This is a genomic window from Microbacterium yannicii PS01 (assembly GCF_000304335.1).
Classification (GTDB): Bacteria; Actinomycetota; Actinomycetes; order Actinomycetales; family Microbacteriaceae; genus Microbacterium; species Microbacterium yannicii_A.
Map to the genome: position 1 here is coordinate 51,767 of NZ_CAJF01000020.1, position 26,255 is coordinate 78,021.

The window sequence follows — 26,255 nt, forward strand, 5'->3', positions numbered from 1 at the left end:
CTACCGGAGCACACGATGGTTGTTCGGTGACTCGCAGGCGATCACGGTCGTCACAACTGCCGCGGCTCCATCGTCATCGCGCCAGGTGCGCTGTCGGTGGCCCTTCAGAAGGGACGCGTGCCCGCTGTTGCCCAGGCTCTCGGGCTTGCCCGCCGTGTCGAACGCGATGCGGCGTGAAAGCTGCTCCGGGCTGACCGCGCGCCTGTGAGTCGGCTTCCTCGGTATCCACCTTGGCGGAGACGAGCGCCGGGTGGACGCCGGGGTGAGAGCTTCCGGCGCACTCACCCCAGGCGATGTTCACGCCCCCTAGGCCCTGATGGGGTGGGGTCTCTCCGCCGCAGGGGACATGGAACGTGAAGGCTTGCTCAAGGGCGTTCAGGGTCGCCGGCCACCACCGCCACCGCCTCCGGGCCCGCCCATCGCGGAGGTCACGTTCGTGCCTTCCGTGACGGTGGCCGCCGCCGAGCCGTTCAGGGTGACGGTGTAGCTGCCGCCGTCCGTGATGCCGGGGCCGCTGTAGAAGACGGCGGCGAAGGACTGGTCGGCTTGGAACGAGGCGATGGTGGTGCCTGAAGCATCCGCCACCTCGACCGTGTCGCCCGCCGACCCGCTGGCCGCTGCGGCGACCCATTGCTGCGCGCCGGTCGGTGCGACCAGCACGCTGCCGGCGATGAAGACTTCACCGCCGTCGAGGACGATGTCGCCGTTGGCGTCGACTGCGCCCTCGCCGCCGGCTGAGCTCGGCCCGGCCACGGTGGTGGTAGCGCCGGTGAACGAGATCGAGCCATTGGAGTCAAGGCCGTCGCCACCGGCGACCACCCGCAGGGTCCCACCCGAGACGGTGAGAGTCTCGCCGGTGTCGGCCTCGCCGCCACCGCCCATGCCGCCCTGACTGGTCGTCGTGGTGCCGCTCGCGGCGTTTACACCGTCGTCGCTCGCCGTGACATCCACGGTGCCACCCGAGACGGCGACGGCTGCGGCTTCGAGTCCCTCGACGGAGTCGGTGACGGTGACGTCGCCGTCGCGGAGCTCGAGCGACTGCTCGGCGTGGATGCCGTCGTCGCCGGCGCTGACCGTCACGGTGCCGCCGCCGATTCCGATCGAGCCATCGGAGTGCACGCCGTCGTCGGCCGAGTCGATCGTGACGTCGCCGCCCTCGATCACCGCGACCACGCCCGCCGACACGCCCTTCGGAGCGGCATCGGCCGCGGAGGCGTCCGACCCCGCCACCAGATCGACGGTGCCGCCCGTGATGACGACATCCGTCGTCGCGGCCAGGCCGTCGTCGCCGCTGGTCGAGGTCAGGTCGCCGCCCGAGACGACGATGAAGCCCTGCGTGGCGTCCTCGTCCTGGTCGCTCTTGAGGGCGTCGCCGCCGGCATCGAGTGCGAGCGTCCCGCCGGCGACGGTGAGCGAGTCCGTGCCACGCAGCGCGTCATCGACCGCGTCGACGGTGATCTGGCCGGACAGGATGACGAGGTCGTCGGTGCTTGCGATGCCGTCGTTGCCGTTGCCCGATACCTCGAGCGTGCCCCAGCCGGTGATGGTGAGGTCGGCGTCGCTGTAGATCGCCGCGTTCGCCCCGGCGTCGTCGGCGTACGACGACGTGTCGGAGACGGTGTTCGTCGTCCCGTCGGCGAGGGCGATCACGACGTCGTCAGCCGTGGTGACGGTGATGGCGGGGGAGTCGGATGCGGAGATGTCGGCGTCGTCGAGGATCAGCACGACCTGCGCGTCCTCGGGTGCGGCGACGACGACCTGGCCGTCAAGCGAGCCGGAGAGGCGGAACACGCCGGCTTGGGTGATCGTGACGGTGGTGCCGTCGACGGTCACGGCGTCGGAGTCGGACGATGCGGACGAGCCGCTGAGGGTGATGTCGATGGCGTCGGATTCGGACCATTCGTCGTCACTCACCACGGTGACGTCGGCGTTTGCGGCGAGCACGGCGTCGGCGGTCAGATCGGAGTCTACGACGGCCGTCGTTTCGACGGTGGTGGTGTCCTCGGTCGTGGTTGAGGTGGACGACGACGCGGCGGTCTGCGTGGCGCAGCCGGCCAGCACGAGTGCGGCGACGGAGAGGGGAATGGCGGTTAGTGTCAGGCGGCGTCGGAGCATGATGCGTCCTCGATTCGGGTCGGGATCGGAATGGTTCGTGCGGCGGCCATTGGGCCGGTCGGTGCAGTGAGCGTGGTCAGTCGGGCGTGGACGGGGCGATGTGAGTCTTGGAAGTCGGCGAACGGCCCGCGCAGTAGGCGCGCCCAGCGGTTGCGGGGCAGTTCGGGGTGCATTGCGGCGAGTCCGGTCGCGTACTTGCTGACCGTGGCGGGGCGGTGCCCAGATCGCCACAGCAGCCGATCAACGGCGGACGCGCTCGACCCGGACTTGGTCTCGACGATCGCGAGTCGCGGGAGCGTGAAGCCGTGGCCGTCCGCCTCGATCCACTCCAGCGCGGTGTCGATGGTCGCACGCCCCGCACCGTAGGGGGCGAGGAGCGTTGCGCGGCGGTAGCGGGTCATAAGCGTCGCGTCGAGCTCCTGGGCCCTTTGTGATGCCACTCCGATCGTGGCGAGTGCATCGGCGACATCGTCGCGGGCGTCGGGAGTGAGTTCGCCGCGTCGCCGCGGATCATATTCGTCGCGCTCCTTCACGGTGGTGCCTCGGGCCCCGCGTGTCTTGATCTCGAGGTAGGACGATCCGGTGTCGAGGTAGCTGCGCGTGCGGAGCTTGAAGCGGCGTCGCCGGGGCTGCGCGGCCATCCGGAAGCTCAGCAAGTCGGGAGTGTCGAAGTACACCGACTCGTATGCGAAGTCCCGCGCACCGTCCATCTCGAGCACGCGGGTGCCCTCATCGAGTCCGGCGAGCACGGCCGAGAGATCCTCGCGGGGGACAACGTACTTGCGGTCCACCCGCGTGAGAAGGGACGCCTCCGCCACGATCTCCGTGAGCGACACCGGGTCGAAACGGTCGAGCGCGATCATCGCCGTGCCTCCGCGAGGTTCGAGTCTGAGACCACGGCCGCGCCGGACGCGGCGGTGGCAGGTGGGACGGCACGTGTGCGCGTGGCGGCCGCGTCCGTCGTCGTGGTCACGGTGCGCGACATCCGGCGCGTCCGGGCCCGGTCGATTCGGTAGCGGACGTCTACGAGGGTGGTGTCGTTGACCAGATCGAGTTCTTGCACGGTGACGGACGTGACGGTGCCGCCGAGACGCTGCCCGAGTTCCGCGCGCAGGACAGTTTCGTCGCTGACCGCACGGTCCAGCCGCACGATCTGGTGTCGGCTCCGGGCCAGCAGCGCGGGGTGGTCCGCGGCCCACAGCACGGCGAGCATGAGCGCGATGAGTCCGACCACGGGCCAGGGATCGGTCTGCGGTAGGCCGGACAGGAGTCCGATCGCGAGCGCTGCGAAGTAGTACGAGACCTCGCGCTGCGAGATCTCGGACGAGCGCAGTCGGATGATCGACAGCACCCCGAAGAGCCCTAGTCCGAGTCCCATCGCCACCTCCGCGGTGCCGAGCACGGCGGCGACGGCCATGACGCCGACGTTCACGCCCATGAATGCGACGACGAGGTCGCGGCGGCGGTGCCGGCGGTAGTAGAGCCCGAGGCTCAGGATGGTTGCGGCGGCGAGGTCGACACCGAACAGGATCAGCGCGCTGGTGGTCATGGGTTCCTCCTGATGGCGAAGTGTTCGGATTCCATCCCAGTTGCGGCACCTTGGTGGTTGCTTGGACGGGTATCTGGGGCGGGTCTGAACTGACGGCGGTCCTCCGCGCCACGGAACACGAAGCTGCGTTGCACGCCGTAGCTGGTGACGAACAGCACGGCTTCGGTTGCGATTTTCGCGGCGATCAGGGGGATGCCGAATCCGGTCAGCGCCTCCAGCCACACGACGTTGGACGCCAGCAGTGCGACTGCCAACAACGCGTACCGCAGTGCCTGACCTGGCATCCCGCCCCGTCCGGCTGGTGAGGCCATCGAGCCGCGGAAGACCATGCGACGGTTGACGACGAAATTGACCGATGCGCTCAACATGCGGGCCGCGACGATCGACGGGATGAGGAGGCCGGTGAGCGCGTTGAGGATGAGCAGGGCCACCGTGTCGACCGCGAACGCCAGCAGCGACGAGCCGGCGAACAGCACGAGCGGCAGAGCGACGCGCGCCGAATCGACGACGGGGCGGAAGTGACTGGACGCGTTGCCTTCGAGATACACCGTCTCGATCGGGATCTCACGGGTCGTCACGCCGTCGCGGCGGCAGCGCAGCAGCACGTTCTGCTCGAACTCGAACCGTTCGCCCGGCTGATCACGCACCCACCCGAGAAGATCGGACGGGATGCCGCGCAACCCGGTCTGCGTGTCAGTCAGGCTCCACCCGGCCGCAAGCCGGAACACGGCGCGCGCGAGCGCGTTCCCCGCTCGACTGCGCACCGGGACGCGGCCAGTGAACGAGCGACAACCCAGCACCAGCGTCGGAGTGCCGACGGCGGCGTCCTCGCGGAGCGCGTCGGCGACGCGCAGGATGTCGTGCACGGTGTGCTGACCATCGGCGTCCGCCGTCACGACGTCGTCCCCGGCATGCATCGCCGTCACGTAGTCCAGGCCGGTCTTCAACGCGGCCCCCTTGCCCCGGTTTCTGTTGTGGCGCAGCACCCTCGCTCCGAGTGCCTCGACTCGGGTGAACGTCTCTGCGAAACCGGGTCCGCTGCCGTCATCGACCACGACGACTTCGAGATCTGAATCCGCGTCGAGAAGTCCCGCGACGACCGGCTCGAGTCGCGCGCTGGGCTCGTAGGCGGGGATCAGCACAATCATGGTCATCACCCCGCGACGTAGAGGATGTCGCTGGTGCCGCGTTCGCCACCGTTGGAAGGCTGGTTCACGACCTTGCCGTTGAAGTACATGGTCGAGGAGCCGCCGCCGTCGAGGTTGTAGGCGGTGGTCGCGCCGAGGCCGGTCATGATGTCCGCGAGCTCAGTCAGGGTGACCCCGGCGCTGTACCCCTCTTGACGGCCATCGACGACAACGAACACGAGGTGGTTCTCGTCAATCACGCCGACCGCGGTGCGCGGCTGGTCGCCCTGGATCGAGTGGTTCCCGAAGTTGGTGTCGATCTCCTGCGTCTCGATGCCGTCCACGACGGCGCCGTCCTCGACGATGGCCGGTCCGAAGCTCAGAGTGTTCCACGCACCGGCGGCGAGCAGCTCCTCGGCGCTCGTCGCGGTCTCGTCGTACACCTCGACCGTGCCGTCCGTGTAGAACACGAGCCCCGCGCGCGCCGGTTCGTCGCGGTACACGACGCCGTTGCGGATAACGATCCCGGTGTCCCGGAACCCGTAGTAGTCGCCGTTGACCGCGAAGATCGCCCCGTTGTCGTGAGCGATCTGACTGGTGAGCTCGGTGATGTTCTCACCGAACTGGTCCTTCGCGAAGGCGCTCCGCAGCGTCGTGGCATCCGACAGCACCACGTCGGCGACGTAGTAGGTGACGGTGTCATCCCCGGAACCCTCGGTGACCGTGCTGACCGTGACCGACGTCTCGCCGTCTGTATAGGAGGTGTCGGTGACGGTGGCCTCCGTCGTTTCCGTCGTCTCGGTCGCCTCGGTGGTGGCGCTCGACGTCTCATCCGTCGTGGAGTTCTGCGCTTCGTACTCCGACACATCGGCGATCTCGACGTGCTCGACGAGGAAGCGGTCGGCAGCCCACGCGGCCGCGCCACCGCCCGTCAGGGCGACGACGAGACCGGACGTAATCAAGGTGTTCCGGGTTCGTGTCTTCATGTCCATGCGTTATGGATACGGGTCGGACCTAAAGCGGCCATTGCCCAGACCTATGAACCGGCATTGAGCCCGGGAACACCGGCATTTGCACGAATGCAGAGTCGGATGGTCGGGTTGGGCGCGCTGACGAGGACAAGCCCACTGGAAGCCTTCGAACTTCGAACGTTCGCTTTAGGCGGTTCATAGGAAGCGTGAAGGTTATGCCCGCACGGTAGCGAGAGATCCGTTCGGCGCCGCCCGCCACCACCCTCGACGGACGTGGCGCGTGACCCGACCGGACATTGGACCAACAGATACGAAACCGGGAAGCTAGAACCATGACAGTCCCAGCCCCCAGACCGGCGCCGCTTACCAGGCCGGATGGGTCGCCGATTCGCGCGCTGGTCGTGGATGACGAGGCGAACCTCAGCGAGCTGCTGCGCATGGCGCTGCGCAATGAGGGCTGGGATGCGCGCACCGCCGGGAACGGGCAGGAGGCGCTCAACGTCATCCGCGAGTTCTCGCCGGATCTGCTGGTCCTCGACGTGATGATGCCCGGGCTCGACGGGTTGGAGTTGCTTCGCCGCGTGCGTGCGACCGGCAACGACATCCCTGTTCTCCTCCTGACTGCGAAGGATGCCGTGGAGGACCGCATCGCGGGAATCTCGGCGGGCGGAGACGATTACGTGACCAAGCCGTTCAACCTCGAGGAGGTCGTTCTCAGGCTCCGTGGCATGGCGCGCAGGTACGTTGCCGCGGTCGCCGACGAGGATCCCCGACTTCATGTAGGGGACCTCACGCTTGACGAGGACACGTACGAGGTGGAGCGAGGAGGGACCCCGGTCAAGCTGACGGCGAAGGAGTTCGAGCTCTTGAGGTACCTGATGCAGAACCCTCGCCGGGTGCTCAGCAAGGCGCAGATCCTGGATCAGGTGTGGAGCTACGACTTTGGCGGCAATTCGAGCGTCGTCGAGATCTACATCTCCTACCTGCGGAAGAAGGTCGACACGCTCGGCGAGCCTCTGATCCACACGGTGCGAGGGGTCGGTTACACCATCAAGTCCAGCTCATGAGCAGGCGGCGGTGGACGCTGCGGCGCACACTGGTCGTCGGCACCGGTGCTCTGGTCGCGCTCGGTCTGCTCGTGGCGGGCATTCTCACCACGGTGGCCCTGCAGACGTTCGTCTATGAGCGCCTGGATGCGCAGGTGGTCGAGGAGCTCGGGCGGGCGATGGGACCCGGAGGCCCCGCGGGCGATGGGGGACCGGAGCAACCCGACGGTTTCTCCAACGACGATGGCCCAGCCGGGCGGGTCGGCTCGCTGCAGGTGTTCCTGGACGAAGACGGTTCCGTTCGTGAGTCGGCCTACGTCACCGACACCGGCGAGGAGGCCACCCTCACCGACGCGCAGGCGGACATCCTGCAGTCGGCCTCTCTCACCGACGGTGTGCCCGCCACCGTCGACCTCGGCCCGGAACTAGGTGTGTTCCGAGTCGTGTCGGAGTCCCAGGCGGGCAACACGGTCATCGCCGGGGCCTCGGTCGAGGATGTCACTGCCACCACCACCGCGCTGGCCCTCATCCTCCTTACGGTGTCGGGTCTGACGCTCCTTCTCATCCTCATCGGTCTTGCTGTGGTGGTCACCCGGAGCCTTCGTCCGCTGAGCCGGGTGGCGGCCGTCGCCGACCGCGTGGCCACCCGCGAACTAGCGGACGGCGAAGTCGACATCCCGGACCGAGTGGAGGTGGCGGACACGGATTCTGACACGGAGGTGGGACGTGTCGGGAGATCACTGAATACCCTCCTCGGTCACGTCGAGGACGCCCTCACGTCGCGACAGCACAGCGAAGAGCAACTTCGTCGCTTCATCGCCGACGCCAGCCATGAACTACGCACCCCTCTCGCGTCCATCCGCGGCTACGCGCAGCTCTCCCAGGCCGAAGCTGCACCGATGACGCCCACCCAAGAGCGCTCCTTCGACCGGATCTCCGCAGAATCCGCCCGCATGGCGGATCTCGTCGATGACCTACTCCTACTCGCAAGACTTGATGCCGGCCAGTCCCTGCGTCAGGACAGCGTCGACCTCCCACTGCTCGTCATCGACGGAGTCAGCGACGCGCACGCCGCCGATCCCACCCGCCAGTGGCGACTGGACGAGGTCGCAGACGAGGTCATCGTCCCAGGCGATGAGAACCGCCTCCGGCAAGTGCTGTCCAACCTCTTGCGCAACGCCCGTACGCACACACCATCGGAAACCGTCGTCACCACCTCGCTCTCGGTCGACGACACTCACGCGATCATCCGCGTGAACGACACCGGGCCAGGCATCGACCCCGACGTTCGCGACCGGCTGTTCGAGCGCTTTGCCCGAGGAGATCACTCCCGTAACCGTGACTCTGGCAGCACCGGACTGGGCCTGTCCATCGCACACGCCATCGTCGCCGCCCACAACGGCACCATCACGGTCGACAGCGAACCGGGCAACACCACCTTCACAGTGCGGTTGCCGCTCCGCCGGCGTGGCCACAACTGCGCCGCCTTGAGCGCGCGCGTTATCGGGATCACACAGATTCCGTGAACCGCACCGAGCGATGAAATCTGCCCTGTTACGTGCCTCAGCAAAGTTTGATCCTACCCGGTGAGCACGTTGAGCATTCCGAGCGACACTCGGGTGCCGCGCCAGTGATGACGCACGAAACATCAGCCCCGTCGGCACCTACCAGCGATCTCGTTCTCCAGCTTGCGGGCTTCGAGCGATAGCGCCGAGGTTGCCCGCTACGATCATTCGGCCATCATGCGTGAGCGGCCACGCATCGTTCAGGAGCATCCACCTCGTTACGGGGCAGTTGCCGGTCGGTCCTTGACTTGCCCGGGCCTCAGCGCTCGAGGTATCCACCCCCTTACGCTGGCATCATGGGCAAAGTCGCTCAGCGCGGACGTCCTCCCGCCTCCTCGCGGTGAGCAGTCGCGGAGGCTCCCGTCGAGCTTTTCTTCGAACACGGCTGCGCGGGCGCGACGATCGCGATAACCGCCGAAAAGGCGGGTATCAGCAAGACGAGTTTTTTCGCTACTTCACGTCCGAAGCGGAGATTGTCCGGTCTGACTTCGATGCTCACATCGAGCGGCTTCGCGCCCGGCTGGCCGCCGAAGACACTAGGGGGCTGGCTGGCGTTCGGCGTGTGATCGTCGAAACGCTGCGCAGCGACTTGGACTCCGGCGGGGTTTTGCTACGACGCTTCGAATTGCTCGACACATCGCCCGACCTCCGCTCGGAGGAATCGGTCCGTTGGCTCACCTGGGCTAAGACTGTCACCGAGCACCTGAGAGACGCTGCCGGCCACCGCCACCCCCAGTCCCACAGGCGGTAGCGGGTGCTGTTATGCAAGCAACCATGCTCGCCGTCCTTCGAACTGGCGTGAGAGATCATGCAAGTCCTGAGCAGATTCCCGCGCGGCTAGACCTCGGCGGGCAGCGAAGCGGGGCGGGAGTACAGTGTCTCTCGCCCCGCTTGCTTGTTGGTTCAGGTCAGCGTGACACTTCGGTGCTGGCGTACGAGGCCGGTACCGCTAACGGCCCCGAAGCGTGTGCTGCGGGGCCGTTAGCTTTTGGGGAACGCTCGACGCTGACGTCCGCGAACTTCAGCGACGCACCGACGTTGTCCGCGACGATGTCCCGCGACTCCCGGGTTTGTCCGCTCTCTTTGTCGATGTAGGTCCCGAACCGGAGGTCGCCGGCGACGATCACCGAGTCGCCTTTGCGGAGCGAGTCGGCGACGTGCCGGGATTGCTGGTTGAATACGACGACGCGGTGAAACACGGTGCCGACGTCTTCCCACCGGTTGGTGGTTTCGTTGAGGCGCCGGTCGTTGACGGCGACGGTGAACCGGGCATATTCGTTGCCTGATTCGGCGGCGCCGTGTTCGGGGTCACCGGTGAGGTTGCCCTCGATGGTGACGGGGATTCTGGTGGTCATTCTTCTTCCTTCCTGTGGGAGACACCGGGGGTGGTGTCTCGGTGGGCGTGGGCCTGTCTGGTCCACGCGTCCCATTCCTGCTCATCCACGGTTCCTTCCCACGAGCGCGGGCTGCGGGCGTCGTGTCCGCGGGCGCAGCCGCCGGAGTACGCCTTGTTCAGGCGGGGGAGGGCGAGGCTGAGCCGTTCGTGCCATCCAATGGGCCCGTAGCCGCTGTCGGTGGTGTCGAACGCGACAACGTGCGCGGTGTGGAGGGCGGAGAGTTCTTCGACGAGTTGTCCGTGCTTGTACCAGCAGGGTGGCACGACGGATTCGGAGATGCGGTAGCGGACGGTGAACCATTCCACCCATGCCCGGAGCGCGTTCCACGCGGCTCGGGCTTTGTGGTCGGGCAGGCTGCGCCAGTTGATGATGTGCGCACCGAGCGGGTCCGACGGCCCGTAGCGGTTGGTCGGGTCGTGACCGGTCATGTCGTTCGCGATGTCGTCGTCCGGGTCCGGCGGGGGCGGTGGCAGGTCCGTCACGGCGTGCTCCCGTCGGTCGGCTGGAGTGCGAGGCGTAGCCGTTGGAGGGCTAGGTGGTTGGCGGTGCGGCGGGTGCGGCCACGTGCCAGGAGGGCGTCGCGGTCGATGAGTCGGTGCAGAAGGTCGTGACAGTACGGGTGCATCGCCACCAGGTCCTCGTCCGCCTCCCCAGCCCGCCACCGGCCGTCGTCGAGCCTTACGCCTCGGTAGTCGAGGTGGTGCAGCTCGAGCTCGGCACGGGTCGCGGTGCGGCCGCAGCCGGCACAGGTGAGTCGCTCGCTAAGGGTGGCGTGGTGGGTGAACCATCGGTCGCGGCGGGCGAACCAGGCCGGGGAGCGGAGGAACTCGTTGCGGTAGACGTTGAACAGGGCGGGGCGGCGACGGTTGCTCATTCCTCGGTCACCGCCTCGGCCGGCTCCGCAGGTTCGGACTCCGGAACTGTGGAGGTCCGGGGGTTGGTGTCGAAGACGCGTTGTTGTTCTTGTTCGGTTTCGCGTTTGCCGGTTTTGATGGCGTGGGCGTCGGCGCGTTCGTCCCAGCCGGCCAAATCGAGCAGGACGCTGCGGCGGTTGCGGTAGGCGAGGAGTCCGGTGGTGGGTGGGAGGCGGCGGATCTCGTCGACGGACATCAGGGGGCGGCGTTCGTGGTGCTCGCTGGTGGAGTGCCCGGTCTCGCGGGTTGACCAGGAGCGTTGGTGCCGGTGGGTGTCGCGGCTGCCGAGGAGAGATTCGATGTCGCGAAGGTGGTCGACGTGGCTGGCGCCACCGAGGAGCACTTTCGCTGTTGCGGCGGCCCAGATGGTGTCCGCTTCGGCGCGGGACCAGGAGGTTTCCGCTTGGGAGAGGGCTTGCAGGACGATGAAGGTGCAGATGCCCCGGCCGCCGCCGTCGGCCATGATGCGGGGCAGGTTTCCCCACCGGAACATGTTCGCGATCTCATCCAGGATCAACCCCAGCGGGTGGGTGAGGCGGGATCCGGGGGAGGCGAGTGCTGTCGTGCGGGCCACTTCCACGATGTCATCCAGCACCGCCCCGAGCCAACCGCCCATCGCGGAGGCGCCGGACGAGGACCCGATCAGGTAGAGGGTATTGGCGGATTCCAGGAACTGCCGCGGGTGGAACACCGGGTCGCTGGGGCGGGGCATGAGGGCGTCGCGGATCTGGGGGACGGCGAGGGGTGCGACGGCGCCTTGTACCCCGAACCAGATGGAGGAGACGAGTTTCTCGTCGCCGCTGATGGTGGCGTCGAGGCTGTCGCCCCACCCGGGGGTGCCGTCGGCTTTGAGGATGTCGACGGCGTCGCGGGTTTGGGCGGGGCTGGTGCCCCAGTCATACACCTCGGCGATCGACTTGTGGCCGACGGCGGCGGCGTGTAGTAGTCGGCCGAGCACGACGCCGGAGGCTTGCGCCCATTCCTCGTTGCTACGGGAGGTGCCCAGGGCGGTGCCAGTGATGATCGCCGCGCCGCGTTGCATCGAGACGAGGGGATCTTCGCAGCCCGCGATCGGGGACACCCGGAGCGGATGACGAGTTCCCGTGAGGCCTTGCGGGTCGAACACGTGCACGGTGCCGCGGGTCTGCCGCATCCGCATCGTCGCGGTGAGGTTGTCGTTCGTGGTGGAGGTAGTAATGAGAGGGCCGGACCAGTCCAGGATCGCCGAGATCAGCACCCGGTACCCTTTGCCTGAGCGAGGTGGGCCCTCGAGGGCAACGGAATCCTCGATGGAGACGTACACGTCCTGGCCGCGCGAGCGACCGACCCGCCAGCCGACGTCGGTGGCGGTCGGCTTGCGGATATCGGGCCGCAATTGGGTGGCGCGGCGAAGCACAGCCTTGGCGGAGAGGTGGTCGCGGATCTCCGAGCTGGTGGCGAATCCCGGGCGGGTGCGCAAGTCGGTGATGAACGCTCGGTCCGACTCCCGATACCGACGCACCGCGACCAGCACCCACACCACCAACCCGGCGGCCAGCAGCACGGCGAGGAAATCGACGATCCGGATCACAGTGACCGGGATCGGGCATCCCTCGGGTGCGGTGTAGCCGGCGGGGTTGCCGGTGACAGCCACGACGAGCCCGGCGAACAGGTGATCGGGGGTGGGGCGGGCGCCGCAGACCAGTTGCGTGAGCGCTTCGGTGAGGAACCCGAACGCCAGGGCGAGCAGCAGCCCGGCCGCCACGATGACGGCGGCTGCTTTGCCCATCATGCCCTGGTTCACTGGTCGGTCCTGTCTAGAGGGCTTCGGCGGCGGAGGCGGCGACAGCGAGCCAGGCGCCGCGGGTGCGGGGCCGGAGCGTGTCGAACCGGAGCGGCCCGGCTTTGAGGGCGGGGTCGAAGGGAATGGTGTGAACGGCGCGGACATGCCCGGCGAACCCGTCCGCGATAAACCGCGTCTGCGCGGCGCCGGCGGGTTCGGATTGGGTGACGATCACTACGGCACGGTCCGCGAGCGCCGCGGAGCGTTGATCCCGCCCACGGAGCGCGTCCAGGAGGAGTGCGGCGGATTCGGCAGATTCGGCGGTGGCGATGGTCGGGATGACGAGCTGATACGAGTTGTCGATCATCCGCAGCCACCGCTGCGCGGATTCATCGTTGCCGGAGTCGAAGATCACCATCCGGTAAAACCGTGCCGCCACCTGCATCAACCGGTCGAAGTCGGCGGCGTGGATGCGTTGGTCGGTGGCGAGGAGTTCCGGGTTGGAGCGGAGCACGTCGTACCGGTCGGCGGTCTGGTGGTGCACGAACCGGGCGATCTCCGACACCCCCGCCAGCGGCGCAAGCAGGTGCTGCGCGACGGGGAGCAGGTCGCGAAGCGTGGTGTCGTAGTGGCCTTGCTCGGTGCGCCAGCCCAGGGTGCCACGCGTGTCGTTGTTATCCCACGCCAGCACGTTCCCACCGCCCTCCCGGGCGTAGACCGCGGCGAGCATCGCTGTGGTCATCGTCTTACCGACCCCGCCCTTGCCGTTGACCACCGCGACGGTGCGGCACCCGGCCCACTGCCGAGACACCACCGCCTTGTCCTTCGCCCGCCGCTGCTCTGCCGGGGACGGTTTCACCGTGAGCCCGAGGCCGGCGAGGACGCCGCGCCACCCTGTCGGCCGAGCGCCTACAACAGGTGCATCAGTGAGGAAGGTCGGGCGGGCGGGAGACTCCGTAGCCGGGTCGGCGTCCGCGCGACGGTTGCCCGGCTGCGGAGTCGGTACCCTCACCTCCTCTCTAAACAGCGCAATGTCATCAGCACTGTCGGGACCGAGCTCCGGGTCGTCGAGATCCTCATCGCCAACATCCAAGTTCGCGCGTCCGCGCGGCTCCAGATCGGGTCCGCGAGTGATTGGGGTGGTCGAGCCGGCGGGGTCGATGAGGAGGTGGTGTTCGCCGCGGTCGCCGGAGGTGACCAGTTCAATCGCGGTGCCGGAGCGGCGGGCCTCGTCGGTGGCGCGGCGGACCACGGCCTGGCGGATGTCTTCATCAGCGGTGGGGGTGACGGATTCGGCGTGACCGTCGAGAGTGACGAAGGTTGCGTGCGGGCCGGTGACCGTCGCGTAGGTGCGGGGGTGGGTGGCGATGCTCATCTTCACAGCTCCTCGGTCAGGTCACGGGCGGGCGGCTGCAACCACCCACGAACGCTCTGATCCGCAGGCTCGGTAGCCTCGGGCCAGAGGGCGTCGAGCTCGTCGGGGTCGATGACCCGCAGCGCGGCGTCGTCATGGTCGGCGGGGCTCACGGCGTCGTCGGTGGCGAACAGTTCGTACTCCCAGGGGGTGGAGGTGGCGAAGCAGTCCACCAGGTAGGAGTACTGGCCGACGTAGGCGAGGAACTCGCCCTTACGCAGCTGCCTCGCCATCTCCACGTGCGGGGCGGGGAGGTTCAGCCGGGTGCGGAGCGCGGTTTGTTCTTGGTGGTTGACGCGGAAGATGAACTTGTTCTCGATATCCCCGACGATCGAGTACGCGAGCGAGCGTTCCAGGGAGCCGTCGTCGCCGACGGCGTCCAGGTCGCCCATCTTGTGGAGGATGACGATGTTGCTGATCCCGTAATGCCGGGACAATTTCAGCCACTGCTGAAACATCTGCAGCGAGGACAGGCTTGTCATGTCCCGCCACCCTTCCTCTCGCACCACGTATCGGGTGCGGCGGGCGCCGCGGTCGGAAATGACGGCTTGGATCCAGGCCGTGGAGCACACCTGGGTCAGCTGGGCGGCGAGGTCGCCGCGGGCGAACAGTTCGCTGGTGTCGGTGACGACGATGGGCGCGTCCTGGTCGAACTCGACTGTCGATTCGTCTTCGAACAGACCGGACAGGTCACCTTCCACGAGCCGGCGCAGCACGAACCGGGGCTGGATCGCGCCGTCCGCCGCGCGGAACGCGGCATCCGTCTCCCCTGCCAGGCGCCCCAGCTCCTCATACACACCGCGGAGGGTCGGGTGGTCGCCGGTGCGTTCGATGCACCGGTCGAGGGCGTCGAGGATAGCGGCGTGCTCGACCGCGGTGAGCCGGTGTCCGAGGGTCATCTCGATGAGGGCTATGAGGGTGCCGATGCGGCGCTGCTTGACCATCTGCTCGTGCTGCTCATCGGTTGTCCCAGTGCGGCGCGGACCCCGGTCGAGCGGGTTCAGCCGGGTGCCGGTACCACCGCCGAGGCGGATCACCCGGCCACCAGGGATCGCTTCGGCAACGGTGACCCATTCGCCTTTCGGGTCGGAGGGGACCACGACCTGCTGCCCGAACGCGATGGAACGGGTGACGAGGGTCTTCACGGTGGCAGACTTCCCACCCCGGTAGGCGCCGAGCACCAGGATGTTGGTGGAGAACGTGCCGCGTTCGGTGGAATCGACGTACGCCTCCCACGGGGAGAAGTGCCACAGCGCGTCCGCGTTCAGGTCGACACCCAGGATCGGGCCGCGGTGGCCGAGACCAGAGTCGGCGACGAACGGGTAGATCCCGGCGATGTGCTGCGACGTCGCCTGATGCGCCGGGATCCACGCCTTCGCCAGATTCCAGTACCCGCCCTGCGTGATCCCGGGCCCGAACGGCCCCGGCACCGCCGCCTCGGGAACCGACCGGTCCCGACGCGAAGAACGGGTGGGTGTGGCCTCCTGTTGGGCTTCCGCGATCTGGCGTTGCAGGTCGCGTTTCTGTCGGCGGGTGAGGCCGGTGGGGGTGAAGGTGGCGGCGTGGCGGGCCATCACTTCATCCCCAACCCGACCGGGATGGCGTTGACCATCAGCGCTTCCGCCTGCTGGCAGTAAAGGATCTGCGCCTCCATCCCCGCCCGCGACAACGCGTTGCGCATCCCCGCGATTGCCTGGTCCAGGCGCTCCTCGTCGGCGGCGGTGACGGTCAGGTACGCGCCGTACTGGAACTCGCCGTGCCCATTCGCGATCTCCTGCTCCTGCTGCTCCAGCGCCCGCCAGTCCGCGGCATCCGCCGCCGACCCGTCCGCCCCCCGCTTGGCACGCAGCTTCTCGTTTCCTCGCCACACCTTCTTCTCATCCCGGATCCGCTTCAGCGCCTTCGACACCGGCATCGGGGTGAGGACGATGGAGAAGATGTGGGTGATCGCCTCCCCGGTGTTCGGGTGCCGGGCGAACACGACCGGGGAGAGGAACCCCACCGGGGAGTCGGAGCGGGGCCATTCGTGCACCCACATCGTGGAGTGCACACCGGAGTCGGTGATCACGATCCCGTTGCGGCCCTTCGGCTCATCCAGAAACATCGGTCCGATCGCGACCGGGTCCACCCCGGTGACCGGGGCGGGACGGTTCTGCACGATCGCCGCGAACTCCGGATCGAACGCCAGCCTGCCGAGCGCTGCCACATCCCTCGGGGAAAGCCAGCGACGCACTTTGATCTTCGCGGCGGTGAGCGCGTCGGCGAGGTTTCCGGCCTCGATCTGCGCCAACGACACGATCGCATCCTTGCCGCCGCCGAGCGCTTTGAGCTGCGAGCCGAGGGAGACCAGGTCGAGGGTGAGGATCAGGTAGTTGCGATGGGCGACTTCGAACCGCTCGGACCGGTCCATCACGTCCTGGTAGTTGTGGGCGACGGGGGAGTCGGGGTTCAGGTCCCGGACGCGGCGGACGGTGTCGTAGTGTTCCCGGGCGGCGCGGATGGTGGTCGGCAGGGTGCGTTCCTGCAACGTCACCCGCTTCACCCCCGGCCGTTGCGTGAACGGGCCGAGCACCCGGTCGAACTGCTCGGCCAGGTCGAACCGCTCGGGCAGGTCGTGCATCAGAAACCCCTGCACCTCGAGTTCCGCGATCACCGACAGGGACCGGTCGTGCGGGTTATACACGGCGGCCATGCCGTCCGAGTCCCACAGCTGAATGGACGCGCGGGTGCCGGGCAGGTTGAGCGTGCCAACCAGTTGCGGACGTTCGGGACGGTAGGTGTGGGTGGTCGCCCCGGCCGCCTGCCGGACCTGCTTCATCAGCCACAGCCCCGCCATCCGCGGCGTCGACACCCCATGAATACTCGTCAGCGCGGTCACCCCGAACCCGAGATAGATCGGCGCCCCATAGAGAAGCCCGAGGGGACCGAACCGGTTCACGAACACCAGGAGTGTCCCCGCCGCGGCGGCGAGGAAGGCGAGCTGCCACGGGTCCATGCCCATGACGACGCCTTGCCGTGACCGGCGCGGCAACCGCACCGGACGAACGAACTCGGGGGTGGTGGTCATGACGGGCTCCCCTCAGGGCGAGGCGGTTGCGGTGTCGATGTGGAGGCTGGTCGCGGCGTGGCCGATGCGGCTGTGGGTGACGAGGCGGAAGCGGACGAGGCGGACGCGCGGTTGCCGCCGTGTGCCGATGAACCGCCCTGCGCCGGCGACGTCGCGCCGCGTGGACTGTTCGCCGTCGTTGGGCGGGAGGCGCCGGGCTTCGCGGTCGGTCCGGTCGGGGAGGGTCCGGTGCCGGAGGGACGGATGCCGGAGGGGAGACCGCCCAGGCGGGTGGGGATGCCCGCGACCCCGCGGGCACCACTGGTGGCCATCCGGCCGCCGTGCGAGCCGAGCCGCGATCCCACACCGTCGGCAGCGACAGCGCCGGCGAAGCTGAACAGCCCGAAGATCGCGAACGGCGCGAACGCCACCAACACCAGCCCCACTAGCAGCGGCCAGGACTGCGGGTTCCAGATCGTCTTCACCGAGGCAAGCCCGTTGATGATCAGGGTGACGAACCCGATCGTGAGCGGTCCGGTCAGCAGCAGCACGATTACCGCGGACACGTATCGGACCACCCATTGCGGGCCGATACTGCGCACGGGGAACAGCATCCACGCGACCGGGCCTACCATGATGAGCGCGGCGAGCACGATGTTGCGGAACGCGAACACCAGCATCAGCAGGAACATGCCCAGCATCAGCAAACCGTGGATGAGAAATGCGAAGAAGTAGTTCGCCTGCCCACCGGCCCACATCACCGACTGCAACGTCGAGTAGATGCCGGCTGGCCCGTCACCGTTGAGGATGTACCACGTCATCTCATCGACCGCGTTCAACAGGTGCCCGGTCAACCACAGCATGATCGGAACCGCCGGAATCGCGATGAACGACCGCACCAGCGCGCCCACCAGCTCGTCACGGTCACCGGAGACCACCGCGGCTGCGACAGCCCACACCATCGCCCCGAACGTGATGATCAAGATGGCCCACTGCCAGAACGACCACTGTTCCACCGCCGCCGTCCACAACAACGTCGACGTATCGAACCGCATGTTGTCAGCCACCAGGAACATCACCCCGGTGGCCGCCAACGCCATCCCGCGCCCCGCGTTCTCGAACGTCAGGCAGACCGCATCCCCGAGACTGCACCCGTACTTCACGACAAGGGGAGTTCCGCCGTCTGCTTGGATCGCCTGAACGTGGCTTTCGAAGGTTGTGCAAACCGTTCCGCGTTCGCCCCCGAGGGAAACCCCCCATAAAGCACTGCTGCGCAGCGACCTCCTGCGGGTTGGTAGGAGTACAGGTGACTTGCCCGCTCGAGCTCTGGCAGTCGACCGGGAAGGCCGGAGCTGACCAGGGTTCTCCGGACACAGCTTCCATCGACACGGTCGCACCGTGGTCAGCTGCGGCAGCGTGTGCCCCCGTGCCTGGACCGAGCACGAGAGCGATGCCGACGATGAGGCCGATTCGGAGGAGGCCGGGGGTGTTCATCAGAAGCCGAAGTCGAAGTTGACGAACCAGGCGAACAGGCCGGAGGCGGCGCCGAGGACGGCGGCGGCGATGAAGATCCATAGGATGTTCTCGCCCGCCCACGTCCGTACCCGGTCGCTGGCGAGCCCGCGGAAGGCGAGGGCGGCGCCGGCGATGATCAGCATGATGAGCACCACGAGCATCGCGCCGGCGAGGATGTAGGACGCGATGACTTGGAAGCCTTGGAAGAACGGGGCGGAGAAGTCCGGTTGGATGTCGGGGACCGTGACATCACCCGGGACGATGTGCGTGCGCATGGGGCTGCTCCTTGCTGGTTTCTACTTCAGTTGGAGGCCGACACCGGCCATGAACGACTCCGGGTCTACCGGAGTTCCGGACTTCTGAACTTCGAAATGCAGATGGCACCCGAACGACTTGCCGGTGTTGCCCTCTGCCCCCAGCGGTGTCCCCGCGGCGACCTGCTCGCCGACCGAGACCTGTAGTGATCCCCATTGCATGTGCCCGTAGAGCGTGACGAGCTCATCCCCGTGATTGATGCGGACGGCGTTCCCGTATCCCTGCCACGACCCCGCGGTGATGACCTGTCCGGGGCCGGCGGCGTAGATGGTTGCTCCGCAGCCCTGCGCCATGTCATAGCCCTGGTGATTGGTGGAGCAGTAGCTGCACCCAATCACCGGGTTGTACCCGAACCCGCGGCCCTTCGAATAGCCACCACTGAGCGGGTACCCCCACTCCCCGCTCGCGGCGGGGGCGGCGTTGCCCTCGGTGGGGATCGTGCCAACGGCGCCGCCCGCAACGGCGAATGGGATCGCGATCAGCGGGCTGATCAGCACCGCGATCACGAGCACGATGATGAGCACTGCCCCTGCCAGGATCTTCCGGCCAGTCCTCGAGTTGAGGGCTGCGGCGGCGATCACCGGGGCTCCCATCTCAGGGCTCCAACGGCTCCGTGAAGTAGCGGACCACCTTGCAATCGCCCGCCTTCTGCGCAGAATCCGGGGTCGGTACGGAGCCTGGACCGCACAGCACCTGCACACTCACCCGCACCCGCTCCTCATAGGACGTCTCACTGCCGCTTCCATCCGAGCGCGTGAACGTCAACGTCACATCCGACGTGCCGATCGACATGTCGCCCGTCGTGTCGTCCGTGACCGGCACGTAGACGAGATCACCTGTCGTCGCCGCGACAACGCGGCCGTCCTCGCTCGCGAGGGACTCCCACTCCTCCTTGGGCAGGACCACCGCTTGTCGAAGTAGACCTTGAGATTCGGTCATCGCAGCTCGCTGGTCGGCTTCGGAGGTGTAGCGCGTGTCGGGGGTGAACCAGGTGTCGAGGTAGTCGAGCCACTCCTCCCGGGTGCTCTTCTGCGTGTCGAATGTGGCCGCCGCCTCCAGGGCGGCACGAATGTACACTTCGCGATCGGATGTGATGGGCTCCGGTAGCCAACCTCGCTCGGCGACTGCCGGATCCACGACATCACCGCCCTCGGAAGAGGGGAGAGCGGGACTGGAAGTGTTTGGTGAGGCTGATGTAGGACTCGTCGGATAGAGCGCGGGTTGAGCCCAAAGGGAACTCACGACGATCGCGACGATCCCTGCTAGCAGGACCAATCCGCCGACGATCGCCCAAGCGAGCCCGCGGCGTCCAGAAGTTGGGTTCGTCACTGGTCCGCCCTCCTGATCAGGACGGCCACCGTGCACTGGCGAGAAACGCTGGGGGACGGTCGCCGTGCCGGAAGTCTATGCACGAGACGGGCCCGGGAGCACCCCAAAATCAGGAGTGTGTGGAATATTGCCCCCACGTGGGGGACTGTGGAGGAGGCAATCGACTGTCGGTGTGCGGCGGGAGATATTACTCGTCCGATCAGGCTGGCGTCTGTCCACCATTCGGGGGACAGGGGCATCGGTACCGGCTGTGACGCCAGCTTTTCAATGTCCACTGCCTCGCTCATGAACCACACTGTACAGCAGTACGGCTGATATGCACACTGCTAAACAGGATGGTTCTGTGGACGGCGGATCGACCCATAGGAGACAATGTCGCCATGCCTCGACTCGCGCAACCCGCCGGCTCCGAAGATGCCGCAGAGCCGATCGCTCTGCTCGGCAATCTCGTCAAGGCCGCGATCCTGCGGTACGTCCGCGCGAACCCCAATACGACAATGAAGCCGATCTGTGATGCGCTCGCGCTCGGCCCCACCACCATCCAGCCCCGTCTCGTAGAACTGGAGACCGCTGGCCTCGTCATCGCCGACCCGCCCATGAGCGATGCTCAACCGCGGGGCGGCGTATGGGTGCGGTACCGCGTGAACAACGAGGCCGTAACCGACCTGTATCTCCGACTCGGAATGGCAATCGGGGAGTTCTAGGTCGACCGCTGCGAACCTATTGCGGGTGTTGCCGTGGGGACCGCGAGGCGGCTCCGCGTGGCGGGGCGGAACTCCGACCGGTCGAAGCCTGTTCGAGGTGCGCAGCCTCGTCCTTCGCGCGAGCGTTGGTCGTGCGACTGTCGCCTCGAGCTGTGGCGGCTACCTCTCTCTCCTGCGGATAGTGATGTAATGCGGATAGCTACGCCGGTATTCTGCGTAACTCTAGATCCGTTGCGCATGAAAGAAATAAGATGCCTGCGTGGGAAGTGTCGAATCGTACGAATCCAAGGCGGGACGCCGATATAGAGTGCGGTACCGACGACCCGACAACACGCAGACGGACAAGCGCGGGTTCCGCACGAAGCGGGAGGCGGAGAGCTTCCTCGCTACCATTGAGACGTCCAAGCTTCGCGGCGAGTGGATCGACCCGGCTCGCTCGAGGGTTCGCTTCGCCGAGATCGCTGAGGCATGGTACGACAGCAAGATCCGGGTGAAACCCTCGACGCGGTCGGGTTATAGGAACTCGCTGGACAAGCATGTGCTGCCCCAGTGGGGCGCCATGCGCGTCGTCGATATCGATCACGCCGAAGTCCAGTCGTGGGTCGCTCGCTTGTCGGCGACACTCTCGGCGTCGTCGACGCGACAGGTGTACCTCGCGTTGTCGGGGGCGTTGGCGTTTGCGGTGCGCGACGGGCGGTTATCGCGCAATGTCGCCACCGACATCGAGCTTCCCAGACTGTCGAAGTCGGAACGGCTTTACCTCAGTCACGGGGAGGTTCACGAGCTGGCGGACGAGGCGGGCGACTGGGGCACGCTGGTTAGGTTCCTCGCTTACAGCGGGCTGCGCTGGGGCGAGGCCGCGGCGTTACGGCCGGCTGATATCGACCTCGCGAAGCGTTTGGTGCACGTGCGTCGGGCTGTCGCTGAAGTTCGAGGCACGTTGGTGTGGGGCTCGCCGAAGACGCACGAACAACGCATGGTGCCTTACCCGTCGCTGCTGGACGAGGGCATGGACAGCCATGTCACGAGGGGGGGTCGCCACGACCTCGTTTTTTCCGGCCGCGAGGGCACAGTGCTCCGCGGAGGGAACTTCCGACGTCGAGTGTTCGCGCCAGCGGTCGCACGGCTTCACGTCGCGTCGTCGGAAAGCTTCCCGCAGATCACCCCACACGACCTGCGCCACACAGCAGCGAGCCTCGCGATCTCTGCTGGCGCGAACGTGAAGATCCTCCAGCGGATGCTTGGACACGCGTCGGCCGCCATGACGCTCGATGTGTACGCCGACCTGTTCCCCGAAGACCTGACGTCCGTCTCGATCGCACTCGATCGGGCTGCGCGAGATTCAGTCGTGGGCAATCCGTGGGCAAAGCCGAGTGGCGACGGCTTCGGCCGAGCCGTCTGAGCGCGCAGAATGGCCATCCGTGAGTGGCGGATCCGAGCGAGCAATTCGCCGGGATCCCAGTGATTCCGCGGGAAATGAAGAAACCCCCACCTGTAGAAGCCAGATGAGGGTCCCAGTGGCTCCGACCGGCATCGATCCGGTGACCTTTCGATTTTCAGTCGAACGCTCTACCAACTGAGCTACAGAGCCTCACGGCATCCGTTCCCGACGAATCGGGCGTGCTTGCCGCGTCCTAGACGAAAGGCCCTCTCGAAAAAGGGCCCGTCGCTTGGAGCGACCCTGACGGGACTTGAACCCGCGACCTCCGCCGTGACAGGGCGGCACGCTAACCAACTGCGCTACAGGGCCATGATTATTCAATTATAGGGCGTGACCCCAACGGGATTCGAACCCGTGCTACCGCCGTGAAAGGGCGGCGTCCTAGGCCGCTAAACGATGGGGCCGGGTGAACCCGGGGGCTCACTCACCGAGGGTCAAGCATACGCAATAGTCCTGGAATTCACCAATCGAGGGCGCGTCCTCCTTGTGCCGCGTCCGTGCCGGGTTCAGACTGACGAGGAGATCGCTGTCTGAAGCGGCGGTCGAACGCGTCGAAGAACCGGTTGCGCCTGTGACTGATGTTGCTAGTGTGAAACCAGTCGACGAGGCGAGGGGAGGACCGGGTGGACGACGATAACGCCGCCGCGCAGTCCTTGACTGCCGACCCCGCCGACTGCGGATGTGCGCCGACGCCCCGTGAGCGCCGCCTTCTCTGGCCCGCGATGAGCCGGCGCAGCGCGCTGGGTCTCGGCGTTCTCGGCCTCGCCGCTGTCAGTGCGTTCGGCGGGCCGCTCGTCGCACCGGCGTTCGCCGCCGACTATCCGTCGTGGCCCGAGGTCGAGGCCGCGAAGGCGAACGAAGCCGCCAAGGCCGCCGAGGTCGCGAAGATCCAGGGCATCATCGCCGCGATGGAGGCGGACCTCGCCGCCAAGCAGCAGGCGGCCCGCCAGGCCGCCGACGAGTTCTATGTCGCGCAGCAGGAGTACTTCGACGCCGCGCTGCGCGCCGACCAGCTGCAGCAGCAGGCCGATGAGCAGGCCACCGCGGCGCTCGATGCGGCCAACAAGGCCGGTCGCGTCGCCGCGCAGCTGTACCGCAACGGCGGTGACGACACCTCGCTCGAACTCTTCTTCGCCGGGTCCGCGGCCTCTGCAGACGATCTGCTGGCGCGACTGGGCACGATGGACAAGCTCGTCCAGCGCAACCAAGCGGTGTACTCCCAGGCGATCACGGCGCGGGACTCGGCCCGGAGCCTGACCGATCAGGCCGAGGTGCAGCGCGTCGAACGCGACCGGCTCCAGAAGATCGCCGAAGAGAAGATGGCTCAGGCGCAGGCCGCAGCCGACGAAGCACAGGCGGCACTCGAGGAGCAGAACGCCTACCGTGGCCAGCTCGAGGCGCAGCTGGCCGCCCTGCAGGACACCACCGCCAAGACCGTCGCGGCGTACCAGGAGGGTGAGCGCATCCGCAAGGAGCGCGAAGCCGCCGAACGCGCTGCGCGCGAAGCGGCAGCCAGAGCCGAGGCCGAACGCATCGCCCGCGAAGCGGCCGCCGGTGGCGGCGGAGGCGGCGGGGGAGGCGGCGGCGGCGGAGGCGGAGGAGGAAACGGCGGCGGTGTCGTCGGATCCGGCTGGGCTCGCCCGTCGTCGGGCTGGCGCAGCTCCGGCTACGGGCCCCGCTCGCAGACGTGTGGGCAGAACGGCTGCTCCAGCTCGTTCCACCACGGCGTCGACCTCGCCGCGGGCTGCGGTGCCGGCATCTACGCCGCCTCGGCGGGCCGCGTGGTCTACGCCGGCTACAACGGCGGCTACGGCAACTACGTCAAGATCGACCACGGCGGCGGCATCGGCACGGGCTACGCCCACATCCGCCCGGGCGGCATCTTCGTCGGCTACGGCCAGTGGGTCAGCGCGGGGCAGCTCATCGCCAGCGAGGGCAACACCGGCAACTCCTACGGCTGCCACCTGCACTTCGAGGTCTACGTCAACGGCGGCACGACGAACCCGATCTACTTCATGGCGGATCGCGGCGTCGGCGTCTGACCGCGACCACCTCGACAAACGAAGAAGCGGATGCCGACGGCATCCGCTTCTCGCATTCTCGAGGTGAATCAGATCGTGCTCGGCGCGACGCCCTCGCCCTGCGTGCGGGTCTCGCCCTCGTGCTCGGCGAAGCGGTCGAAGGCCTCCGAGACGAGGCGCTCGGCCTCATCGGCGCCGCCCCACTCGTCGACCTTGACCCACTTGTTGGGCTCCAGGTCCTTGTAGTGCTCGAAGAAGTGCTCGATCTCCTTGCGGGTGTACTCCGGGATGTCGGCGACGTCCTGGATGTGTGCCCAGCGGGGGTCCTTGGCGAGCACGGCGACCACCTTGTCGTCGCCGCCGGCCTCGTCGCTCATCTTCAGCACGCCGACGGGGCGGACCTTCGCGAGGATGCCCGGGGCCAGATCGTGGTCGAGCAGCACGAGCACGTCGAGCGGGTCGCCGTCCTCGCCGAGGGTGTTCTCGAAGAAGCCGTAGTTGGTGGGGTAGCCCATCGGCGTGAACAGGATCCGGTCGAGGAACACGCGGCCGGTGCCGTGGTCGACCTCGTACTTGATCTTGCTGTTGCGCGGGATCTCGATGACGGCGTCGTACGCGCCCATTTGGTGCTCCTTCGAAAGACGGGGGGATGCCGCGACAAGCCTAGCCACCGAGGTGGGCGGGTCGAAGCCGCCAAGGCGGTTCGCAATTCAGTCCGCACGACTGCGCTCCTGGGCCAGGGCCCCCGGAAGTATGCGGGTCGCGCGTCTGCCCGCGCGCAGCGGGACTGAATTGCGAACAGAGTCGGGCCGGTACGGTGGGCGGGTGGAAGAGCGCCGCCCCAGACTGGACCCCGCCGTCGCCGAGGTGCGCCGAGCCGTGCGTGCAGCGCTCACCCCTCTTCCCGCGGGTTCCACCGTCATCGTCGGGCTCTCGGGCGGGGCGGACTCCCTCGCGCTCGCGGCCGCCACGGCATTCGAGGCTCCGAAACTCGGGCTGCGCGCTGCGTCACTGACGGTCGACCACGGCCTTCAGCAAGGGTCCGCGGATGCCGCGGCCGCTGCCGCGCGCACGGCGACGGCTCTGGGGCTCGATGCCCTCGTCGTCCGCGTGGAGGTCGGCGATGCCGGCGGCCCCGAGGGGGCGGCGCGCGAAGCCCGTTACCGCGTGCTGCGAGACGCCGCCCGCGATGTCGACGCGGCTGCGGTACTGGTGGGGCACACCCTGGACGACCAGGCCGAGACGGTGCTGCTCGGGCTCGCACGCGGTGCGGGCGCGACGAGCCTGCAGGGGATGGCCGAGGCCGGGGACCTCGGCGGCGTGAGTCTGCTGCGCCCGCTGCTCGGCGTGCGCCGCGCCGTCACCCGTGCCGCCTGCGCTGCCGAGGGGCTCGAGGTCTGGGACGACCCGCACAACGCGGATCCGCGCTTCGCCCGCGTGCGCGTGCGCGAGAGGGTGCTGCCGGTGCTGGAGGCCGAGCTGGGTCCGGGGATCGCGGAGGCGCTCGCCCGGACCGCGGCCCAGCTGCGCGAAGACGCCGCCGCGTTCGACGAGATGATCGACGAGACGATCGAAGACATCGTCGAGCACGCCGAGGCGGGCATCTCGGTATCGGTTCCGGCGCTCGCGGCGAATCCCGCTGCCCTGCGTCACCGCATCATCCGGCACGTGGTCGCCAGCGAGTTCCACGAGAGCCTCACGCGGTCGCAGACTCTCGAGGTGGCTCGCCTGGTCACCGACTGGTCGGGGCAGGGCCCGATCGATCTTCCCGGATGCCGTGCCCGCCGCGTCGGCGGACGCCTCGAGTTCACCGCGAGCTGAGCCGCCCCACCCGTTCGCGGCGTCCATCCCGCCCCGCCCCTGGACTCGCGTCGCCCCGAACTCGCGTGTGGCCCGGCCGGCGTCGCCGGAACCTCGGGTGCCGCCCGCCGCCGCCCGGCGCCACCCGGCGCCACCCGGCGTCGCCGAGCCGTCGCAGCCGGCGGTGTCGCGGCGGACCGCGCGGCCACCTGCGACGGCTCAAC

General features: G+C 67.7%; 23 protein-coding genes and 3 tRNA genes. 6 read left to right on the plus strand and 20 right to left on the minus strand.

Annotation, left to right across the window (positions count from 1 at the left end; genetic code table 11):
- Positions 1–375 precede the first annotated feature (375 nt).
- From WYM_RS12205 to WYM_RS12225, 5 genes are read right to left on the minus strand one after another with little or no spacing between them, the layout of a single operon-like run.
- On the minus strand, positions 376–2,115 hold the full coding sequence (locus tag WYM_RS12205) for a carbohydrate-binding domain-containing protein (protein ID WP_019181127.1): 1,740 nt from the start codon (positions 2,113–2,115) through the stop codon (positions 376–378).
- Complete coding sequence (locus WYM_RS12210) at positions 2,097–2,978, minus strand: polyphosphate polymerase domain-containing protein (protein WP_019181128.1); 882 nt, start codon at positions 2,976–2,978, stop codon at positions 2,097–2,099. Before WYM_RS12210 ends, WYM_RS12205 begins: the two co-directional genes overlap by 19 nt.
- Positions 2,975–3,664 carry a DUF4956 domain-containing protein gene (locus WYM_RS20145; protein WP_019181129.1) on the minus strand — a complete coding sequence of 230 codons (690 nt, stop codon included), beginning with the start codon at positions 3,662–3,664 and terminating at the stop codon, positions 2,975–2,977. Before WYM_RS20145 ends, WYM_RS12210 begins: the two co-directional genes overlap by 4 nt.
- Entirely contained in the window at positions 3,661–4,818 is a 1,158-nt protein-coding gene (locus tag WYM_RS12220) for a glycosyltransferase (protein WP_019181130.1), read from the minus strand. Before WYM_RS12220 ends, WYM_RS20145 begins: the two co-directional genes overlap by 4 nt.
- Entirely contained in the window at positions 4,818–5,783 is a 966-nt protein-coding gene (locus WYM_RS12225; protein WP_019181131.1) for a phosphodiester glycosidase family protein, read from the minus strand. Before WYM_RS12225 ends, WYM_RS12220 begins: the two co-directional genes overlap by 1 nt.
- A 311-nt stretch (positions 5,784–6,094) precedes the next feature.
- Between WYM_RS12225 and WYM_RS12230 the strand changes: the two genes are divergently transcribed.
- A complete protein-coding gene (locus WYM_RS12230; RefSeq protein WP_026059776.1) occupies positions 6,095–6,829 on the plus strand; it encodes a response regulator transcription factor in 735 nt (244 codons plus the stop codon).
- Positions 6,826–8,334 carry a sensor histidine kinase gene (locus tag WYM_RS20150; protein WP_019181133.1) on the plus strand — a complete coding sequence of 503 codons (1,509 nt, stop codon included), beginning with the start codon at positions 6,826–6,828 and terminating at the stop codon, positions 8,332–8,334. The genes WYM_RS12230 and WYM_RS20150 overlap by 4 nt, the downstream gene beginning before the upstream one ends.
- Positions 8,335–9,281: 947 nt before the next feature.
- On the opposite strand, the gene WYM_RS12245 is transcribed toward WYM_RS20150, so the two are convergent.
- The 11 genes from WYM_RS12245 to WYM_RS12295 form a co-directional block, all read right to left on the minus strand.
- Positions 9,282–9,728: a single-stranded DNA-binding protein gene (locus WYM_RS12245; RefSeq protein ID WP_019181135.1), complete on the minus strand. Its 447-nt coding sequence runs from the start codon at positions 9,726–9,728 to the stop codon at positions 9,282–9,284.
- Positions 9,725–10,252, minus strand: a complete 528-nt coding sequence (locus tag WYM_RS21140; RefSeq protein WP_019181136.1) for a hypothetical protein — start codon at positions 10,250–10,252, stop codon at positions 9,725–9,727. The genes WYM_RS12245 and WYM_RS21140 overlap by 4 nt, the downstream gene beginning before the upstream one ends.
- Complete coding sequence (locus WYM_RS20160; RefSeq protein ID WP_019181137.1) at positions 10,249–10,644, minus strand: hypothetical protein; 396 nt, start codon at positions 10,642–10,644, stop codon at positions 10,249–10,251. The genes WYM_RS21140 and WYM_RS20160 overlap by 4 nt, the downstream gene beginning before the upstream one ends.
- Positions 10,641–12,467 (minus strand): type IV secretory system conjugative DNA transfer family protein, encoded by a 1,827-nt coding sequence (locus WYM_RS12260; protein WP_019181138.1) that lies wholly within the window; start codon positions 12,465–12,467, stop codon positions 10,641–10,643. The genes WYM_RS20160 and WYM_RS12260 overlap by 4 nt, the downstream gene beginning before the upstream one ends.
- Positions 12,468–12,480: 13 nt before the next feature.
- Positions 12,481–13,821 (minus strand): MinD/ParA family ATP-binding protein, encoded by a 1,341-nt coding sequence (locus WYM_RS12265; RefSeq protein ID WP_026059777.1) that lies wholly within the window; start codon positions 13,819–13,821, stop codon positions 12,481–12,483.
- 2 nt (positions 13,822–13,823) lie between these two features.
- The gene (locus tag WYM_RS20165) at positions 13,824–15,434 is read right to left on the minus strand and encodes a hypothetical protein (RefSeq protein WP_019181140.1); all 1,611 of its coding nucleotides are present in this window, start codon (positions 15,432–15,434) and stop codon (positions 13,824–13,826) included.
- Positions 15,434–16,927 (minus strand): SCO6880 family protein, encoded by a 1,494-nt coding sequence (locus WYM_RS12275; RefSeq protein WP_157525148.1) that lies wholly within the window; start codon positions 16,925–16,927, stop codon positions 15,434–15,436. The genes WYM_RS20165 and WYM_RS12275 overlap by 1 nt, the downstream gene beginning before the upstream one ends.
- Positions 16,924–18,006, minus strand: a complete 1,083-nt coding sequence (locus WYM_RS12280) for a hypothetical protein (RefSeq protein ID WP_157525150.1) — start codon at positions 18,004–18,006, stop codon at positions 16,924–16,926. Before WYM_RS12280 ends, WYM_RS12275 begins: the two co-directional genes overlap by 4 nt.
- Positions 18,007–18,399: 393 nt before the next feature.
- Complete coding sequence (locus WYM_RS12285) at positions 18,400–18,696, minus strand: hypothetical protein (protein ID WP_019181143.1); 297 nt, start codon at positions 18,694–18,696, stop codon at positions 18,400–18,402.
- Between the two features lie 21 nt (positions 18,697–18,717).
- Complete coding sequence (locus WYM_RS21145) at positions 18,718–19,329, minus strand: M23 family metallopeptidase (protein ID WP_019181144.1); 612 nt, start codon at positions 19,327–19,329, stop codon at positions 18,718–18,720.
- Between the two features lies 1 nt (position 19,330).
- Complete coding sequence (locus WYM_RS12295; RefSeq protein WP_019181145.1) at positions 19,331–19,813, minus strand: hypothetical protein; 483 nt, start codon at positions 19,811–19,813, stop codon at positions 19,331–19,333.
- 632 nt (positions 19,814–20,445) lie between these two features.
- On the opposite strand from WYM_RS12295, the gene WYM_RS12300 reads away from it, so the two are divergent.
- Together WYM_RS12300 and WYM_RS12305 are read left to right on the plus strand one after the other, a co-directional pair.
- Positions 20,446–20,769, plus strand: coding sequence for a helix-turn-helix transcriptional regulator (locus tag WYM_RS12300; RefSeq protein WP_019181146.1), 324 nt, complete (start codon positions 20,446–20,448; stop codon positions 20,767–20,769).
- 307 nt (positions 20,770–21,076) lie between these two features.
- Positions 21,077–22,171, plus strand: a complete 1,095-nt coding sequence (locus tag WYM_RS12305) for a tyrosine-type recombinase/integrase (protein ID WP_019181147.1) — start codon at positions 21,077–21,079, stop codon at positions 22,169–22,171.
- A 116-nt stretch (positions 22,172–22,287) separates the two neighbouring features.
- On the opposite strand, the gene WYM_RS12310 is transcribed toward WYM_RS12305, so the two are convergent.
- The 3 genes from WYM_RS12310 to WYM_RS12320 form a co-directional block, all read right to left on the minus strand.
- Positions 22,288–22,360 (minus strand) — tRNA-Phe (locus WYM_RS12310).
- A gap of 85 nt (positions 22,361–22,445) precedes the next feature.
- Positions 22,446–22,519 (minus strand) — tRNA-Asp (locus WYM_RS12315).
- Between the two features lie 22 nt (positions 22,520–22,541).
- Positions 22,542–22,614, minus strand: a tRNA-Glu gene (locus WYM_RS12320).
- A gap of 219 nt (positions 22,615–22,833) precedes the next feature.
- Here WYM_RS12320 and WYM_RS12325 point away from each other — a divergent pair.
- Entirely contained in the window at positions 22,834–24,252 is a 1,419-nt protein-coding gene (locus WYM_RS12325; protein ID WP_019181148.1) for a M23 family metallopeptidase, read from the plus strand.
- A gap of 68 nt (positions 24,253–24,320) precedes the next feature.
- Here WYM_RS12325 and ppa read toward each other — a convergent pair whose 3' ends face one another.
- Positions 24,321–24,854 (minus strand): inorganic diphosphatase, encoded by a 534-nt coding sequence (gene ppa / locus WYM_RS12330; RefSeq protein WP_019181149.1) that lies wholly within the window; start codon positions 24,852–24,854, stop codon positions 24,321–24,323.
- A gap of 202 nt (positions 24,855–25,056) precedes the next feature.
- On the opposite strand from ppa, the gene tilS reads away from it, so the two are divergent.
- A complete protein-coding gene (tilS, locus tag WYM_RS12335; protein WP_019181150.1) occupies positions 25,057–26,052 on the plus strand; it encodes a tRNA lysidine(34) synthetase TilS in 996 nt (331 codons plus the stop codon).
- Positions 26,053–26,255 lie beyond the last annotated feature (203 nt).

Coding starts and splice junctions, on each gene's coding strand:
- WYM_RS12205 (WP_019181127.1), bottom strand. CDS start 2,115: ATGCTCCGACGCCGCCTGACACTAACCGCCATTCCCCTCTCCGTCGCC.
- WYM_RS12210 (WP_019181128.1), bottom strand. CDS start 2,978: ATGATCGCGCTCGACCGTTTCGACCCGGTGTCGCTCACGGAGATCGTG.
- WYM_RS20145 (WP_019181129.1), bottom strand. CDS start 3,664: ATGACCACCAGCGCGCTGATCCTGTTCGGTGTCGACCTCGCCGCCGCA.
- WYM_RS12220 (WP_019181130.1), bottom strand. CDS start 4,818: ATGACCATGATTGTGCTGATCCCCGCCTACGAGCCCAGCGCGCGACTC.
- WYM_RS12225 (WP_019181131.1), bottom strand. CDS start 5,783: ATGGACATGAAGACACGAACCCGGAACACCTTGATTACGTCCGGTCTC.
- WYM_RS12230 (WP_026059776.1), top strand. CDS start 6,095: ATGACAGTCCCAGCCCCCAGACCGGCGCCGCTTACCAGGCCGGATGGG.
- WYM_RS20150 (WP_019181133.1), top strand. CDS start 6,826: ATGAGCAGGCGGCGGTGGACGCTGCGGCGCACACTGGTCGTCGGCACC.
- WYM_RS12245 (WP_019181135.1), bottom strand. CDS start 9,728: ATGACCACCAGAATCCCCGTCACCATCGAGGGCAACCTCACCGGTGAC.
- WYM_RS20160 (WP_019181137.1), bottom strand. CDS start 10,644: ATGAGCAACCGTCGCCGCCCCGCCCTGTTCAACGTCTACCGCAACGAG.
- WYM_RS12265 (WP_026059777.1), bottom strand. CDS start 13,821: ATGAGCATCGCCACCCACCCCCGCACCTACGCGACGGTCACCGGCCCG.
- WYM_RS20165 (WP_019181140.1), bottom strand. CDS start 15,434: ATGGCCCGCCACGCCGCCACCTTCACCCCCACCGGCCTCACCCGCCGA.
- WYM_RS12275 (WP_157525148.1), bottom strand. CDS start 16,927: ATGACCACCACCCCCGAGTTCGTTCGTCCGGTGCGGTTGCCGCGCCGG.
- WYM_RS12280 (WP_157525150.1), bottom strand. CDS start 18,006: ATGGCGTTGGCGGCCACCGGGGTGATGTTCCTGGTGGCTGACAACATG.
- WYM_RS12285 (WP_019181143.1), bottom strand. CDS start 18,696: ATGCGCACGCACATCGTCCCGGGTGATGTCACGGTCCCCGACATCCAA.
- WYM_RS21145 (WP_019181144.1), bottom strand. CDS start 19,329: ATGGGAGCCCCGGTGATCGCCGCCGCAGCCCTCAACTCGAGGACTGGC.
- WYM_RS12300 (WP_019181146.1), top strand. CDS start 20,446: ATGCCTCGACTCGCGCAACCCGCCGGCTCCGAAGATGCCGCAGAGCCG.
- ppa (WP_019181149.1), bottom strand. CDS start 24,854: ATGGGCGCGTACGACGCCGTCATCGAGATCCCGCGCAACAGCAAGATC.